Origin of the sequence: Nonomuraea sp. NEAU-A123 (assembly GCF_018603905.1) — a bacterium.
Lineage (GTDB): Bacteria > Actinomycetota > Actinomycetes > Streptosporangiales > Streptosporangiaceae > Nonomuraea.
In genome coordinates this window covers 250,719-266,541 of sequence record NZ_JAHFZZ010000010.1, presented here as the reverse complement: position 1 = coordinate 266,541, position 15,823 = coordinate 250,719, and the positions used below count along the sequence as shown (strand labels likewise).

Annotated in this window: 10 protein-coding genes; 5 read left to right on the top strand and 5 right to left on the bottom strand. The window is 72.2% G+C overall.

Going from position 1 to position 15,823, the window contains the following annotated elements; genetic code table 11:
• Position 1: 1 nt before the first annotated feature.
• Together KLK06_RS31265 and KLK06_RS31260 are read left to right on the top strand one after the other, a co-directional pair.
• Positions 2 to 787: a thioesterase II family protein gene (locus KLK06_RS31265; protein WP_214639247.1), complete on the top strand. Its 786-nt coding sequence runs from the start codon at positions 2 to 4 to the stop codon at positions 785 to 787.
• Positions 784 to 1,440, top strand: coding sequence for a 4'-phosphopantetheinyl transferase superfamily protein (locus KLK06_RS31260; RefSeq protein ID WP_214639246.1), 657 nt, complete (start codon positions 784 to 786; stop codon positions 1,438 to 1,440). The genes KLK06_RS31265 and KLK06_RS31260 overlap by 4 nt, the downstream gene beginning before the upstream one ends.
• Here KLK06_RS31260 and KLK06_RS62545 read toward each other — a convergent pair.
• The 5 genes from KLK06_RS62545 to KLK06_RS31235 all read right to left on the bottom strand — a co-directional run bounded on the left by KLK06_RS62545 (position 1,435) and on the right by KLK06_RS31235 (position 12,935).
• The gene (locus KLK06_RS62545) at positions 1,435 to 2,595 is read right to left on the bottom strand and encodes an acyl-CoA dehydrogenase family protein (protein WP_214639245.1); all 1,161 of its coding nucleotides are present in this window, start codon (positions 2,593 to 2,595) and stop codon (positions 1,435 to 1,437) included. The two genes, KLK06_RS31260 and KLK06_RS62545, sit on opposite strands and share 6 nt — an antisense overlap.
• Positions 2,592 to 6,446, bottom strand: coding sequence for an SDR family NAD(P)-dependent oxidoreductase (locus tag KLK06_RS31250; RefSeq protein WP_214639244.1), 3,855 nt, complete (start codon positions 6,444 to 6,446; stop codon positions 2,592 to 2,594). Before KLK06_RS31250 ends, KLK06_RS62545 begins: the two co-directional genes overlap by 4 nt.
• Positions 6,443 to 11,152, bottom strand: a complete 4,710-nt coding sequence (locus KLK06_RS31245) for a type I polyketide synthase (RefSeq protein ID WP_214639243.1) — start codon at positions 11,150 to 11,152, stop codon at positions 6,443 to 6,445. The genes KLK06_RS31250 and KLK06_RS31245 overlap by 4 nt, the downstream gene beginning before the upstream one ends.
• A gap of 84 nt (positions 11,153 to 11,236) precedes the next feature.
• Entirely contained in the window at positions 11,237 to 12,058 is an 822-nt protein-coding gene (locus tag KLK06_RS31240) for an ABC transporter permease (RefSeq protein ID WP_214639242.1), read from the bottom strand.
• Positions 12,048 to 12,935, bottom strand: coding sequence for an ABC transporter ATP-binding protein (locus KLK06_RS31235; RefSeq protein WP_250906279.1), 888 nt, complete (start codon positions 12,933 to 12,935; stop codon positions 12,048 to 12,050). Before KLK06_RS31235 ends, KLK06_RS31240 begins: the two co-directional genes overlap by 11 nt.
• A gap of 147 nt (positions 12,936 to 13,082) precedes the next feature.
• Between KLK06_RS31235 and KLK06_RS31230 the strand changes: the two genes are divergently transcribed.
• The 3 genes from KLK06_RS31230 to KLK06_RS31220 all read left to right on the top strand — a co-directional run bounded on the left by KLK06_RS31230 (position 13,083) and on the right by KLK06_RS31220 (position 15,815).
• A complete protein-coding gene (locus tag KLK06_RS31230) occupies positions 13,083 to 13,769 on the top strand; it encodes a phosphotransferase (RefSeq protein WP_214639240.1) in 687 nt (228 codons plus the stop codon).
• A 74-nt stretch (positions 13,770 to 13,843) separates the two neighbouring features.
• Positions 13,844 to 14,320, top strand: a complete 477-nt coding sequence (locus KLK06_RS31225; RefSeq protein ID WP_214639239.1) for a DUF1707 domain-containing protein — start codon at positions 13,844 to 13,846, stop codon at positions 14,318 to 14,320.
• A gap of 58 nt (positions 14,321 to 14,378) precedes the next feature.
• Positions 14,379 to 15,815, top strand: coding sequence for a lanthionine synthetase LanC family protein (locus KLK06_RS31220; protein ID WP_214639238.1), 1,437 nt, complete (start codon positions 14,379 to 14,381; stop codon positions 15,813 to 15,815).
• Positions 15,816 to 15,823: the final 8 nt, after the last annotated feature.

Genomic DNA, 15,823 nt, shown 5'->3' with positions numbered 1-15,823 from the left:
GATGACCGTCAATGATGTGACAAGCGCGGATGTGATGCAGCGGTGGCTGCCCTACCGGGCGCAGACCGGCGCGGCGGCCGATGCGCTCGCGCTGTTCTGCCTGCCGCACGCCGGGGGCGGGGCCTCCGCCTACCGGGCGTGGCAGAACAGGTTGCCGGGCGTGGCGGTGCTGCCGGTCCAGCCGGCCGGGAGGGAGAACCGGCTGCGCGAACCCCCGTACGAGCGGATGGCGCCGCTGGTCTCCGACCTGGCAGACGTCATCCTGGCCGAGGTGAGCGGAGGCCGCCGGTACGCCGTCTATGGACACAGCCTGGGCGCGCTGGTCTCGTTCGAGCTGTTGCGGGAGATCCGCCGCCGGGGCGGGCCCGGGCCGGTGCACCTGTTCGTCTCCGGCTGCGTCGCTCCGCACCGGCCGTTCGACGACGGGCCGCCGGTGCGCGGCATGAGCCGCCCCGAGCTGGTGGAGATGCTGCGCAAGCTCGGCGGTACGCCCGACTGGCTGCTGAACGACCCATCCGTACTGGAGATGATCCTGCCCGCCATCCAGGCCGACTTCAGCGTCAAGGAGACCTACGAGTACTACGCCGAGCCCGCCCTGGACGTCCCGATCACCGCGCTGCCGAGCACCGACGACCCGCGGGCCGGCCGGGAACTGGTGGCCAGGTGGCGGGACCAGACCACGGGGCGGTTTGATTTGCACACGTTCGTCGGCGGGCACTTCGCCGTGTTCGAGCAGGCGAAGCTGACGCACAAGCACATCTCGGAGGCGCTGCGCGCGTGGGTATGACGCGGCTCAGAGTGTGGAAGATCCACCTCGACCGGCCGTCCGGGCCGGGATGGTGGCGGTCGCTCTCCGACACCGAGCGCGAGCGGGCCCGGCGGCTCGGCTCGGTCCGGGAGCGGCATCGGTTCACGGTCGCGCACGCCGCGCTCCGCGCCATACTCGGCGAGGTGTGCGGCGTGCGCGCCGCGCGTCTGGCCTTCGGCGCCGAGGACGGCGGCCGGCCGTACCTGGCCCTGCCCCAGGGCCGGGCCGCCCCCGACTTCAACCTGTCCCACTCCGAGGAGTGGGCGCTGGTGGCGGTGGCGCCGCCGGGATTCAGGGTCGGCGTGGACGTCGAGCGGATCCGCGAGGACCTCGACTGCTTGGCGATGGCCGGCAGCATGTACCAGCCGGAGGAGGTCGACCGGCTGCGGGCGGCCGACCCCGCCGGATGCCGTACCGGATATTTCCGCCTTTGGACGGCCAAGGAGGCGTACGTCAAGACCGTCGGGGTGGGCCTGGCCGGGCTCCGCGACGTCCTGGTACACGAAGAGAGCACGGCCCACGGGACCGTGCTCTCCTCTTCCTCGCCGCCCGGCGCCGCCCTGCCTGTCCGCTGGCTGGACGTCGCGCCGGGCTACGCCGCGGCGGTCGTCACCGCCGCGGACGCCTCATGACCGCTTCGACACCGGCACCACGTAGCGGCTGAACACCAGGTCACGCAGTACGTCGTCGCCGCCCTCGACGATCGACACGTAGCGCACGTCCCGCAGCAGCTTGCCGATGACCGAGTCGTGCGTGTAACCGAGCCCGCCGAACATCTCCGAAGCCGTGGACGCGATCTGCCACCCGGTCTGGCCGCAGAACATCTTCGCGGTGAGCGCCGACTTGAGCGTCCCGATGCGCAGGAACTCCTCGCCGGCGTCCGGCCGGGCCGCGACCGCGTCGTACGCGCGGGCCGCGGCCAGGCACTGGTTCACCATCACGTCGATCTGCATCTCGAACTGGCCCAGGCGAGCGGCGAAGACCGCGTTGTTGGCCAGCGGCGAGCCCTTCACCGACTTGGCCTTGCCGTACTCCATGCACACGTCGCGGATCCGGCGGGCGATGCCGAGCGCGGTCGTGGCGATGAGGATGCGGCTGGCGTTCAGCCCGACCTCCAGCAGCCGCAGGCCGTTGCCGCGCAGCACGTTGGCCGCGGGCACGCGGCAGCCGGTGAAGGTGACCTGGTAGGTCGCCGACGAGCGCAGGCCGATCACGTCCCACCGCTTGTCCACGCGGATGCCGGGCGTGTCACGCGGCACCAGGACCGCGAGGTAGCCCGCCGGGTCGTCCTGGGCCCGCGCGATCACCACCATGAACTGCGCGAAGTCGGTGTTGGTGGAGAACGCCTTCTGCCCGTTGAGCACGATCTCGTCGCCCTCGCGGGTCGCCGTGGTGGAGATCCGGGCCAGCTCGCTGCCCGCCGCGTGCTCGCTGCCGAGCGTCGCGCAGAACCCGTTCTCGGCCGCCAGCCGGCCCAGATGGCGCTCCTGGAGCTCCGCGGAGCCGTACCACTGGACCATGCTCGTCGTCAGCACCGGGATGAACAGCGTGAACGCCACGCCCGCGTCGGCGTAGGCCAGCTCGGAGACGATGCGGACGCTCTCCTCCAGGCCCAGCCCGAGCCCGCCCGACTCCTTGGGCAGCCACCAGTTCGCCAGGCCGGTGTCCGCGAAGCGCTTGTACAGCGGCATCGGCGCGTCGGCCAGCGAGTCCAGGTAGGCGTCCTTGTCGAGCAGTTCGCGCCGGGCGAAGCTCTGGATCTTGCGGAGATACTCGGGCTGCTTCACGCCGCCACCTCATCCCGGGAGTCCAGCAGGGCGGCCAACTGGCGGACCGTCGGGCACTCCAGCAGCCCGGTGACCGGCACCGAGGCGTTCAGGGCCTTGCGGATCCGGGTGGTCAGCTCGATCGCGAGCAGCGAGTGGCCGCCGAGCTCGAAGAAGTTGTCCGTGGCGCCGATCGGGTCGATGCCCAGCACTCTCGACCAGATGCCGGACAGCGTCGCCTCGGTGCCCTCGGCTGGCTCGACGTACGGGGTGCTCAGCTCGGGGCGCGGGTGGCGCTCGCGGTCGTCGTCGAGATCGTCGTCGCCGGCGTCGTGGATGTCACCGGTGACCCACTGCGCGATGCGCGCGTCCAGCGAACCCGTCGAGATGACCAGGTGCCCGACACGGTCGGCGGCCGACAGGGCCCGCTCGAACACGTCCACGCCCTCCGCGGGCGCCATCGCGTAGTCGATCACCGCGCCGCTGTGGCCTTCGAGCCGGTCGGGGTCGATGTTCCAGGTGTCCCAGTCGACGGTGATCCACCGGCCGCCCGCCAGCCGGGCCACGCGGATGTAGGCGTCGAGCGCCGCGTTCGCCGACGCGTACGGCGCCAGCGTCATCCCGCCGAGCACCGCCGCGATCGACGACAACGTGATGCGCCGGTCGGGGGCCTGGTCTCCCAGTACGGCCTCCAGCACGTGGAAGCCGTTGACCTTGGCGGCAAGGTGGGCGTCGCACTGGTCGCGGTCCATGAGGTGGGCGAAGTTGAAGTAGCCGCCGTCCTGGACGCCTGCGCCGTGGACGGCCACGTCGATGCCGCCGAACCGCTCGACCGCCGCCTCGACGACCGCCCGCATCCCGGCCTCGTCGGCCACGTCGGCCGACAGGGCGAGCACGGTGGCGCCGCGCTCCTCCAGGTCGCGGATGTTGCGGATGTGCCGCGCCGTACGCTCCCCGCCCTGCGGCACCGAGGCCAGGTAGGCGTCCCACTCCGCGCGTGGCGGCAGCGGCGCGCGGGCGGTGAGCACCAGTTGGCAGCCGTACCTGGCGGCCAGGTGGCGGGAGAGCACGAGGCCGACGTCGCCGAGACCGCCGGTGATCAGCACGGTGTCGCCGTCGCGGAACGGCCGCTGCTCCGGGCTTGGCTCGTCGATGGGGTACTGCTCGTACTGCCGCAGCCACGTCTCACCCGAACGCACCGCGACCGGCCCCTCGTGCGGCGCGACGGAAGCGGCCAGGATTTGTGTGGCGAGCTGGTGAAGAGACGCGTTTCCAATGGTGTCCGGCACCTCTTTAATTGCGCCCGAGTCCGGCGCGACATCGATGTGGCGACAGCGCAGGCGCGGGTTCTCCTGCGCCAGGCTCGGGGCCAGTGCCGCGAGCGTCGCGTGCTCGGGATGGCGCAGGTCCGAGCCGACCACGCCTACCGCTCCCGACGTCAGCAGGACCAGCTCGGCGCGCGGCGCGGAGCCGGTGTTGTCGACGAGCTCGCGGGCCAGCGCGAGGGCGGAGTAGAAGCCGCGGTTCTGCTCGGCGTCGAAGTGAGCGATGGGGTCCGGCCCCGCTTCGGCGGCGGCGAGGCTGAAGGCGTGGACGATCGAGCGCGGGACGACCACGAGCGAGTAGAGCACCTCGGCCATGTCGTCCGCCTTGTCGGGGCGGATCGTGAAATGCCCGGTGTCGTCCTCGTTGAAGCGGTCACCCCGGCGCACCGCCGTCACCTCGGCGCCCGCCTCGGTCAGCCGCTCGACCAGGGCCTCGCCCCGGGCGTCGTCGGTGAAGACCAGCCAGGGCCCGGCCAGCCGGAGCTGCTCGTCGAGACCGCCGAGCGGAAGCGGCCGCTGCCGCCAGGTCGGCAGGTGCGTCCACTTCGAGCGGTCGAACGTCTTACCGGTGCTCGGCGGCGCGGCCATCATGCTCGGGTTGGCCTTGACCCAGAACCGGCGCTTCTGCCAGGGGTAGGTGGGCAGCTCGACCCGCAGGCCCGCGCCATGGTGCAGGACCGCCCAGTCGATGGCGCTCCCGGCCTGCCACAGCCGGGCCACGGTGGCCAGCAGCCACTCGGCGGCGCTCTCGCCGTCGGCAGGGGCAACGGCGATCTCCTCGACGCCGGAGGTGTCGGTCCCGTCGTGGAGCAGGCGTACGCCGAGCGCGGTAAGCGCCTCGGCCAGCGCCGCGACCGCGTCCTCGGGGGCCATGGTGGCGCCGGCGGTGCCGGGGCGGGTCAGTCGGTTGGCCGTGGCGCGCAGGTCCGCCCACCAGGTGGCCGGGACGGCGCCGGTCGGCGTGATCAGCCGGACCTTGGGGTTGCGGCGCTGTGTCTTGGCGTCGATCCAGCGCGACGGGTCGGCCAGTGCCGCGACCGCGTCATCCCGGTCCCGGACCACGATCGCGCGCCGCGTCGCGAAGCCGCCGCGCGAGACCTGGAGCGTGTACGCCACATCGGCCAGGTCGTCGGCGACGTCACCGGCGAGGTGCTCCCGCAGCAGATCGGTGAGGTCCGACAGCGCCTGCCCGTCGGCGGCCGAGAACGTCAGCAGGTGCGGTCCGGGCCGGGCGGGCCGCGAGGGCCGTACCGGAGCCTGCTCCAGCACCACGTGCGCGTTGGTGCCGCCGAGCCCGAACGAGCTGACCCCGGCCCGCCGCGGATGCGGTCCCGCGGGCCAGGCCCGGTGCTCGGTGAGCACCGTGAACCGGTCCTGCGCCGTGGCCAGCGCCGGATTCGGCGTCTCGTAGTGCGGAGTGCCGGGCAGCAGCTCGTTCTTGAGGTTGAGCGCCGCGCGCATCAGCCCGGTGACACCGGAGGCGCGGTCGAGGTGGCCCAGGCTCGGCTTGAGCGAGCCCAACACGCACGGCGTCTCGCGGGGCTGCGCGAACACCCGGTTCATCGCGGCCAGCTCGATCGAGTCGCCCAGCATGGTGCCGGTCGCGTGGCACTCGACGTAGCCGATGGTGTCGGACTTGACCCCGGCTACGCCCAGCGCGGACTCGATGACCTCGGCCTGCCCGTCGACGCCGGGCGCGGTGTAGCCGGCGCGCATCCGGCCGTCGTTGTTGGCCGCCGAGCCGAGGATGACCGCGTGGATGACGTCGCCGTCCTTGATCGCATCGGACATGCGCTTGAGCGCGACCGTGCCGACCCCGCTGCCCATGACCGTGCCGCTCGCCTCGGCGTCGAAGCTGCGTACCCGGCCGTCGGGCGACATGATCCCGCCCTGCTCGTACAGGTAGCCGGCGGGTTGGGGGAGCGGCGTGAACGCGCCGCCGGCCAGCGCGAGATCGCACTCGTACGTCAGCAGGCTCTGGCAGGCCAGGTGCACCGAGACCAGCGAGGTGGAGCAGAAGGTCTGCACGGTGACGGCCGGGCCGCGCAGCCCGAGCTTGTAGGAGACGAGCGAGGCCAGCGAGTCGCGCTCGTTGCCGACGGCCATGAGCAGCGCGCCGCCCGGCTGGCCGGCGAGGTGCTGGATGTTCTGGACGATGTAGTCGGGGAAGCCGCAGCCCGCGAAGACGGCCACCTGTCCGGGCGTGTCGGTCGGGCAGTAGCCGGCGCTCTCCAGCGCCTCCCACGAGCACTCGAGGAAGAGCTTGTGCTGCGGGTCCATCGTCTCGGCCTCGCGGGGGTTGATCCCGAAGACCGTGGCGTCGAACCGGTCGAGGCCGTCGATCGGGCCGCCGACGCGCACGTAGCGCGGGTCGGCCACCTTGCCCGGCTCGACGCCGGACTCGGCCAGTTCCTCGTCGGTGATCTCGCGCAGTCCCTTGATCCCGGCGAGTACGTTGCGCCACAACTCCTCGACGCTGCTCGCCCCTGGAAAGCGACCGGACATGCCGATCAGTGCGACCGCCGAGTCGTAATCGGTTTCCGTCATGAAGCCCTCCCACGGAGCATGTTGCGTCGCTGTTCGATGCGGGACCGCCGCTGGTCAAGGGCCCCGAGGGTCTGCTGATCCTGCTGGTCCCCCGAGGTCGCGGCTTCGGCGAGCGAGGCGACCGTGGGCGACTGGTAGAGGATGTGCGGTGGCAGGTAGGACAGTTCGAGGGCCTTGCGGACCTCGGCGATGATCTCCATGCCGAGCAGCGAGTTGCCGCCGAGCTCGAAGAAGTTGTCGTGGATGCCGACCTGCTCCAGGCCGAGCGCCTCGGCCCAGACCGCGGTGATGGCCTCCTCGGCCGGTGACTGCGGCTCGACGTACGCGGTCGACAGCTCGGGCCGCGGGTGGCGGCCGAAGGCGTCGCGGATCTTCTTCACCGTGGCCTGGTGGCTCTCGATCGACGAGCGGCGGCTCATCGCGACCAGCGGGGCGAAGTCCTGGGTCGAGGTGATCACGTGCGCCTCGCCGCTGGCCAGCACCCGCAGCAGCGTCTCGTAGCCCTGGTCGAAGGTGATGCCGAAGTTCTCCCGGTACCACGTGAAGTAGTGCTTGGACCCCTCGTCGTAGTTCTCGAGGCCGTCGGTCCAGCCGTTCCAGGTCCACTCGCACCAGTCGATCGCCGTCACGGTCACGCCGGGCAGCGGGTCGCTGAGCGCGAACGCGTCGAGGTAGGCGTTGGCCGCGCAGTAGTCGACCTGCCCCGCGCCGCCGCCGGTCGCCGACGTGGTGGAGGAGAACAGCGCGACGAAGTCGACCGGCACGTCGCGCAGCGCCTCGGCGATGGCCAGCGTGCCCGCCACCTTCGGCGCCAGCGTCCGCTGGATGTCGGCGGCCGTCTTGAACTGCATCAGGCCGACGGCCGGCACTCCGGCGCAGTGCAGCACGCCGTTGAGCTCGCCGAACGTGTCGATCGCCGCGCCGACCGCCCGCCGTACGTCATCGGGCTGGGAGACGTCGCCGGCGACCGTGACGACCTCGATGCCCGCGGCCTCCAGCCGGCGCAGCCCCTCGATCCGCCTGCGTACCTCGTCGGCGGTCCGCTCCGAGGCCAGGATGGGCCCCCACTGGTCCTTCGGCGGCACCGGGGTGCGGCCCATCAGGACGAGGCGGGCCTGGTAGTGCTCGGCGAGCCGTTCCGCCATGGCCAGGCCGATGCCGCCGAGACCGCCGGTCACGAGGTAGGTGCCGCCCCGGCGGATCTGGGTCTTGGGGGCGTTCTGGTCGATGCACGACGCGTCGAGCACCTCGTACTCCGGGACCCAGCGCCGGCCGCCGCGCAGCCCCACGACCTGGTCGGCGGGTTCGGCGCGCAGCTCGGTGAGGAGGTCGCGCGGCGACGACGCCGTGTCGATGTCGATCAGGCGGGTGCGGACACGCGGGTACTCGACCGGGATCAGGCGGGTCGGGCCGAGCAGGGTGCCGCGTTCCGGGATGACCCGGTCACCGGGGAGCACCCGCTGGCCGCCGATGGTGACGATGTCCAGCGACCACTGCGTGATCCCCATGTCGCCCGAGGCCCGCGCGAGCGAGACCAGGGTGTGCAGGCCGCGCCGCAGGCACTCGTCGGTCGTGTCCGGGCTCTCCTCCGCGGTCCACAGGTGCACCACGCGCTCGGGCTGGAAGTCCTGCTCGGCCAGCGCACGCAGCGCGCTGACGGCGTCTTCCGGCGAGCCGGGCCGCACCACCAGGCCGCCGGGCCCGGCGGCGAACCGCTCGCCGGGACGGACCAGCACCACCCGGTGCCCCGCCGCCTCCAGGTGCTCGCGCAGCGTGGCGGCGAACGTGTCGGCGCGGCCCGCGTCGGTGTAGACCAGCCAGCGGGCGGCCTCCTCCTCGCGCGCCGGGCGCGGCGCGGTCTGCCGCCAGGTCGGCACGTTGATCCAGCGTTCGTCGGGCAGCCGGGGGAGGGCGTTCAGGATGCTGGTCGGGTCGCTGTCGTCGATCGCGGGCGCGCCGGTGCTCGCCGCGGTCTGGTCGATGTCCAGCCAGTAGTCCTGGTGCTCGAACGGGTAGGTCGGCAGCGGGATCCGGCCGGGCGCCCAGCCGTCGTGCATGGCCGCCCAGCCGACGGAGACGCCGGCCAGCCAGAGCTTGCCGACGGCCGTGGCGATGGCGGCGTGGGTGTCGAGGCGGTCGTTCGCGGCGGGCAGCGTGGTGACGATCAGTGGCCACTGCGCGCGGTCGCACTCCGGGTGGCCGCGGGTGAGCGCGCCGAGCGACTGGCCGGGGCCGATCTCCACCAGGGAGAGGTCGCCGCCGCCGAGCACGTGCGCGAGCCCGGCGCCGAACTCCACGGTCTCGCACATGTGCCGGGCCCAGTAGCCGGGGTCGGTGACGACGTCCGCGGTGGCCAGGCGGCCGGTGACGTTGCTGACGTACGGGATGACCGGGGGGTGCAGGGTGACGTTGTCGCTGATCCAGGCGGTCAGCTCGGCGGCCACCGGCTCCAGCATCCGGGAGTGGAAGGCGTGCGTGGTGTCCAGGCGGCGGCAGCCGATCTTCGCCTCCAGCAGCAGCGCGCCGGCCGCGTCGACCGCCGCGACGGGCCCGGCCAGGACGAGCTGCGAGCCGGTGCGCACCGCCACGTCCAGGTCGCGGGCGGACAGCTCGCCGAGCACCGCGCGCAGCCGCCGCTCGTCGGCGGCGACCGCGAGCATGGCGCCCTCGGGCTGCGAGGTGATCAGCTTGGCCCGGTAGGCGACCAGCCGGAGCGCGTCGGGGAGCGAGAGGACGCCGGACAGGCAGGCGGCCACGTACTCGCCGAGGCTGTAGCCGACCATGATCTCGGGGGTGATGCCCCAGCGCATGAACTGGCGGGCCAGGGCGTACTCGGCCACGAAGACGGCGGGCTGGATCAGGTGCGCCTCCGCCGTGGGGCCGGTCGCCGCGTCGGCGGTCCGGCCCAGGAGCCGGGCCAGGTCGCCGCCCGTGTCCTGGCGCTCGGCGGGCATGAAGACGTCGGAGAGCTGCGCCGCCTCGGTGAGGCCGAGGACGGTCAGGCACTCGTCGACGTCGTCGCGGAAGGCGGGCTCGTCCGCGTAGAGGGCGGCCACCATGCCGGGATACTGCTCGCCGACCCCGGCGATCAGGAAGCCGACCCGGCGGCCCACGGTCGCGTCGTTCCGGCCCAGCCGCCCGGCCGGGTCGGCGAGCAAGGTGGCGGCCCGGCCGGTCGAGTCGGCCACGACGACCCTGCGGTGGCTGAAGACCTTGCGGCCGACCTGCAGCGTGTAGGCGACGTCGCCCAGTTCGAGGTCGGAGTCGATCTCCAGCCGGTCGGCGAGCCTGGCGCAGGCCTGCTCGGCGGCCGACTCGGAGCGGGCCGAGACCGGCAGCACCTGCCAGCGGCGGGGGCGCTCGGGGCGCGGCTCGGGCACCGGGGCCTCGGTGACGATGGCGTGCGCGTTCGTGCCGCCCATGCCGAGGGAGCTGATGCCCGCGATGCGCGGCCGGTCCTCCTCCCGCGGCCACGGCGTGACCTCGGAGGTGACGCGGAACGGGCTGCTGTCGAAGTCGATCTCCCGGTTCGGGGAGCGGTAGTGCAGGGTGCCCGGGATGAGCTCGTTGCGCAGGGACTGGACGACCTTGATGAGCCCGGTGACGCCCGACGCGCGGTCGAGGTGGCCGACGTTCGGCTTGATCGAGCCGAGCAGGCAATACTGCTTGTCCTTGGTCGGGCCGAAGGCGCTGGTCAGCGCGGCGACCTCCATCGGGTCGCCCACCTCGGTCGCGGTGCCGTGCGCCTCGACGTACGAGATCTCGGACGGGTCGACCCCGGCCCGCTCGATCGCCCTGCTGACGCACCGGCGCTGCCCGTCGATGCTGGGCGCCAGGTAGCTGAACTTGAGCGCGCCGTCGTTGTTGATCGCGGAGGCGCGGATGACGGCGAGCACGGTGTCGCGGTCGGCGATCGCGCGGTCCAGGCGCTTGAGCGCGACCACGGCGGCCCCGTCGCCGAACATGCTGCCCTTGCCCTCGGCGTCGAACGTGCGCACGTGGCCGTCGGGCGACTCCTGGCCGCCCTCCTCCCACAGGTACCCGACCCGGTCGGGGATGCGCACCGACACGCCGCCGGCCAGCGCGATCTCGCAGTCGCCCCGGCGCAGCGCGTCGCTGGCCAGGTGCACCGCGACCAGGGAGGTCGAGCAGAACGTCTGTACGGCCACGCTCGGGCCCGAGAGGTTGAGCCGGAACGACACGTTCGTGGTGAGCGCGTCCTTGTCGTTGCCGATCATCAGGGCGGACGGGTCGATGCCCATCTCGAACGCCCTGAGCCGGGTGAGCAGGTAACCGCTGATGTTGGTGCCCGCGAACACGCCCACGCTGCCCCGCGCGTCGGGCGAGCCGTACCCGGCGGCTTCGAGGACCTCCCAAGCGACCTCAAGGAAGATCCGCTGCTGCGGATCGGCCAATGTCGCCTCACGCGGGTTGTAGCCAAAGAATCCGGCGTCGAATCCCCGGACGTTGTCGAGTATCGGCCGGCTCCTGACATAGTTCGGCTGCTGGAAGGTCGCCGGGCTGACCCCCGCGTCGATCAGCTCCTCGTCGGAGAATCGGGTGAACGATTCCACGCCGCCGCTGATGTTGCGCCAGAACGTCTCGACGTTGTCCGCCCCGGGGAATCGGCCGGCCATGCCGATGATCGCGATATTCGACTCGTCCGCCGAATGTTTCGAGTCGCCGGGTGAATGCTGCTGATCCATCAACATGCCTCTATTCACTACATGTCATTGAATTACCGACAGAAAGGCGAGCGGCCCGCGGCCCCCTGGCCGCGGGCCGGCACTTCACAGCAGATGCCCGCGGCCCCAGCCGCGGGTGAGCCTGCGGACGGCGAACGTCCCGGCGACGAGGCCGATCGCCAGCAGGACCCCGGCCGGTGCCAGGGTGCCCGCCGCGTCACCGCGGACCGCGGCCTGCATCATCGTCAGGGCCCAGTAGCCGGGCGAGATGTGCGCGGCCACCTGCGCCCAGTCGGGCATGATGCTCAACGGCACCAGGGCCCCGCCCAGCGAGCTGAGCGTCAGGGCGCCGACGTCGGAGATCACGCTGAGCTCCCCGTGGCTGCGGACGATCGTGGCGAGTGCCGCGCCGATCGAGAGCAGCGCGAAGGCCCAGATCGCGATCGCGAAGACCACGTACTGCGGGGCCCTCGGTATCGGCAGCCCGATGACGAGGCAGCCGTACACCAGCAGGATCGACTGCTGCACGACCATCACCACGAAGATCGGGAGGGTCTTGCCGAGCAGCAGCTCGGTCGCCGGAGCGCGGCTCGCGCGCAGGCGGTCCCAGGTGCGCCAGGTCCGCTCGACGAGGATCGCGTTGCCCGCGATGGAGATCGCGAACACCGAGAACATCACCATCAGGCCGGTCGCCACCTGCGTGGCGCCGCCCTCGACGGCCCGGACGTACAGCGGCTTGAGCACCAGCATGAGCACCATCGGCATGGCGACGTAGCTGATCATCTGCCCCGGGTCGCGCAGCCGGATGAGCGTGTTGTGCTTGGCCAGCGCGCCGATGCGGTACGCGGCGCCGCGCAGGGTGTCGAGCGCGCCCGTGGAGGGTGGGGGTTCGACCCGGTGCTGGGTGTGCGGGGTGTCAAGGAGCATTGCTGACCGCCAGGGATCGGTAGAGGTCGTCGAGGGAGGGGTTGCGCACGTCGACGGTGCTGATCGGGCGGTCTTCGCGGCTGAGCAGGTCGATCAGGGTGTTCGCCGGGTGCGTCGTCGAGACCGTGATCTCCTCCTCGTTGTCGAAGGTGAGCTGCACCTCGCCGGGCAGGCCGTCGACCAGCTCCTCGTGGGTGCCCCTGGCGATGACCCGGCCGTTCCTGACGACCGCGATCGTGGCCTTGAGCTCGGTGAGCTCGGGCAGGTAGTGGGTGGTGTAGACGACGGCGGCGCCCTCGCCCGCGCGCTGCTTCACCACGTCGAGCATCGCCTGCCTGGTCTCGAGGTCCGCGCCGGCCGTCGGCTCGTCGAGCAGCAGCAGCGCGGGCCGGTGGATGAGCGCGGTGGCCGCCTGGGTCCTGCGCTGCTGGCCGCCGGACAGGACCGCCGCGTGCCGGTCGATGAAGTCGCCCAGCCGCAGGGCCACCACGATGTCGTCGATGGCGGTGGTCAGCGCCTGGCCGCGCAGCCCGGCCAGCTTGCCGAACAGCTCCAGGTGCTCCCTGACGCTGACGGACGGGTAGAGCGCGATGTGCTGCGGTGCGACGCCGACCTGGCCTTTGACCGCGGACGGTGGCTTACCGTCGATGGTGACGTGGCCGCTGTCCGGGCGGGTCAGGTACGACACGATCTCCACGAAGGTCGTCTTGCCCGCGCCGTTGTGCCCCACGAGCCCGACGATCTCGCCTGCGTCCACGTGCAGACTGAATTCGTCGAGGGCTCGGACCGGGCCATAACACTTGACGAGATCGATTGCCTCCAGCAATGTGTCACCTCCTCGAGTATTCACACAGAATGCGACGTCAGCGGAATTCATCGGTTGAATACGATTAACTGGTGTTGCCGCTACGATAGCGGCAGATGGCCAATGTGGCTGGTGGCAGGAAATGCCGGTAATTAGCTGCCAGTGCACCCGGTCCCGCACAACTGGAATGACTCTCCTTTACCGCATAATCTGACCACCATGCGTGTGGGAACGTTGCTCGCGGCAGGGCAGGACTGTGACGTGTTCGAGGCCGGGACCGGCAAGGTGATCCGGCGGGCCCGCGACGGCCGCAGCCTCGAACGCGAGGCGTCGGTCATGCGGCACGCGCGCAGGCAGGGCTTCCCCGCACCCGAGGTCTTCGACGCCGACGGCGCCGACATCCTCATGGAGCGGGTCGACGGCGTCAGCCTGGCGCGCGAGGCCACCTGGCGGCCGTGGCGCGCGCCCGCGTACGGGCGCCTCCTGGTGGAGCTGCTGCAGCGGCTGGCCGGCGTACGGGCGCCCGGCTGGCTGCCCGCCGCCGAGGGAGCGCCCGGCAACAACCTGCTCCACCTGGACCTGCACCCCGGCAACGTGCTCGTCACCGGCGACGGCCCCCGGGTCATCGACTGGGCGAACGCCGGCCGTGGCGCGCCGGGCGCCGACGCGGCGTGCACCTGGCTCATCCTCGCCGCCGCCCCCGTCGACGGGCTGGTACGGCGGGCCGGGCGCACCCTCATGACGAAGGCGTTCGCCGATGCCGTCGACCGCCCGGCCGTCCTGCCGTACCTGACCGCGATGGCGAAGCGCCGCCGCGACGACGACAACACGCACGACGCCGAACGGGCCGCCATCGACCGCCTGCTCGCCCGCGAGGCAACGCTCGGCGCCGAGACCGCGCGGTGAACAGGCAGCCCGGTCACCCGTCTCGACCGGGCGGCGGCGGGAGGAGGCAGACGGTTGACATCCAAGGAGGTGCGATGAACGAGCGGCGGAAGATCCGGGCGTCGGACAGCGATCGCGAGGTGGTCGCCGAGCGGCTCAGCGCCGCGCTGACCGAGGGCCGGCTCAGCATGCAGGAGTACGACGACAGGCTGGGCCGGGCCTTTCAGGCGGTGACGTACGGCGAGCTGGCGGATCTGCTGGGCGACCTGCCCCGCGCGAAGGCGAAAGCGCAGCCCGCGCCCCGTGGGGCGGCGGTCCCGGCCGGGCTGGTGGCCACGCTGCCGAGATGGCTCAGGATCCTCTGGGCGATCTGGGCCGTGAAGGTGTCGATCAACGTCGTGGTCTGGGTCATGCTCAGCGTCTCCGACGCGTCCCTGGTGTACTTCTGGCCCATGTGGATCATCGGCCCTCCGGGCGCCGCGCTCTTCGGCTTGACGGCCGCGACCACCCTGCTCCGCCGGGCCCGCGCCCCGATCGGAGCGCCCGCGACGCCGTCGGCCCTCGACGGTTGACGCCTGCCTGCCCGGAAAGCCCTTAATTTCCTACCAAATGTGTGGGATAATCGCTCGCATGAGCTTGGATCGGACGCGCTCATCGAGCGAGCGTGCTGAGACACCGCTGACCGCCGCCATCATGGCCGGTCGCTGGATTCGGTCGGCGGCCGTCGATGACGAGCGCGGCCGGCACTGGCGGGCCAACCCCGACCCCCGCGGCAAGTCGGCCCTCGCTCCCGAACCGGCCTCGCTCTACGCGGGGGCGGCGGGCATTGTGCTGTTCTTCCTGGAGCTCGCCGCCGCGACGGGCCACGAGGCATACCTGGACGACGCCCGCGCGGGCGCCGACTACCTCGCCGGGACGTGGGGGAGCCAGACCAGCCTGTCGCTCTATCACGGGCTGTCCGGCACCGTGGTCGCGCTCGCCGAGGCCGGCTGGGTGTTCGGGGACGGCCGGTTCGAGGCGGCCGCCGTGGCCGCCGCCGACCGGATCGTCCGCTCCGCCCGCCCCCTCGACGGTGGCCCCGGCTGGTCGCGGGACCCCGCGCAGAGCGGCGACGGCGGCGTGGTGCTCGGCCTGCTGCACGCGTCCTCGATGCTCGGCATACCCGCCTACCTGGACCTCGCCGTCGAGGCGGGCGCCCGCATCGCCCGCCTGGCCGTCCCCGGCCACCGGTTCGGCCCGCTCGACGACGGGTGCGCGCCTGCGTCATCGTTCGAGCGGATCTGGTCCGGTGACTCCGCCGACCTGCCGGGAAAGCCCGGCGACGCGGCCGGTGGTCGCGCCGATCTGCCGGTCGACGCCGTCACACCGGGCTTCCTGTCCGGTACGGCGGGCACGGCGTTCCTGCTCGCCCGCCTGTACGGCATCACCGGAGACCCGCTCTTCATCGACGCGGCCCGCCGAGGGGCCGGCTTCGTCCGGATGGTCAGCGTCGTGGCCGGGCGGTGCGCCGCCGTGCCGCACCACGTGCCGCAGGGCCGGGGGCTGCACTACCTGGGCTTCTGCTCGGGCTCGGCCGGGGTGGCGCGGCTGTTCTACGAGCTGTACCGGGTCACGGGCGAGGCCGAGGACCTGGCGTGGTGCGAGCGGCTGGCGCACGGCATCGTGGAGAGCGGCGTCCCGCACCGGCGCACCCCCGGGTTCTGGAACGTCTCCTGCCAGTGCTGCGGCACGGCCGGGCTGGTGGAGCTGTTCGTCGGGCTGTGGGCGGCGACGGGGCGCAAGTCCTACCTGGACTTCGCCAGTGTGCTGGCCGAGCACCTGATCGGCCGCGCGGTCGACCACGACGGGCGAGGACTGCGGTGGTACCAGGCGTATCGGCGGCTGCGCCCCGGTGAGGTGTCGGCGGACACGGGCTACATGGTCGGCGCGGCGGGCATCGGCGCGGCGCTCCTGCACCTGGACGCGGCCCAGCAGGGCGACCAGGCACGCCGCGTGATCCTGCTCCCCGACAACCCGTTCCCGGCCATCCCCGTCCCCTCGCACCGTCTGGGCAAGGAGAGCGGGTGATCGCCTGC

Excerpts from the sequence above, each read along its gene's own strand:
- KLK06_RS31220 (WP_214639238.1), top strand. The coding sequence starts at position 14,379 with ATGAGCTTGGATCGGACGCGCTCATCGAGCGAGCGTGCTGAGACACCG.
- KLK06_RS31235 (WP_250906279.1), bottom strand. The coding sequence starts at position 12,935 with ATGAATTCCGCTGACGTCGCATTCTGTGTGAATACTCGAGGAGGTGAC.
- KLK06_RS31265 (WP_214639247.1), top strand. The coding sequence starts at position 2 with ATGACCGTCAATGATGTGACAAGCGCGGATGTGATGCAGCGGTGGCTG.
- KLK06_RS31225 (WP_214639239.1), top strand. The coding sequence starts at position 13,844 with ATGAACGAGCGGCGGAAGATCCGGGCGTCGGACAGCGATCGCGAGGTG.
- KLK06_RS31245 (WP_214639243.1), bottom strand. The coding sequence starts at position 11,152 with ATGGATCAGCAGCATTCACCCGGCGACTCGAAACATTCGGCGGACGAG.
- KLK06_RS31230 (WP_214639240.1), top strand. The coding sequence starts at position 13,083 with ATGCGTGTGGGAACGTTGCTCGCGGCAGGGCAGGACTGTGACGTGTTC.
- KLK06_RS31250 (WP_214639244.1), bottom strand. The coding sequence starts at position 6,446 with ATGACGGAAACCGATTACGACTCGGCGGTCGCACTGATCGGCATGTCC.
- KLK06_RS31260 (WP_214639246.1), top strand. The coding sequence starts at position 784 with ATGACGCGGCTCAGAGTGTGGAAGATCCACCTCGACCGGCCGTCCGGG.
- KLK06_RS31240 (WP_214639242.1), bottom strand. The coding sequence starts at position 12,058 with ATGCTCCTTGACACCCCGCACACCCAGCACCGGGTCGAACCCCCACCC.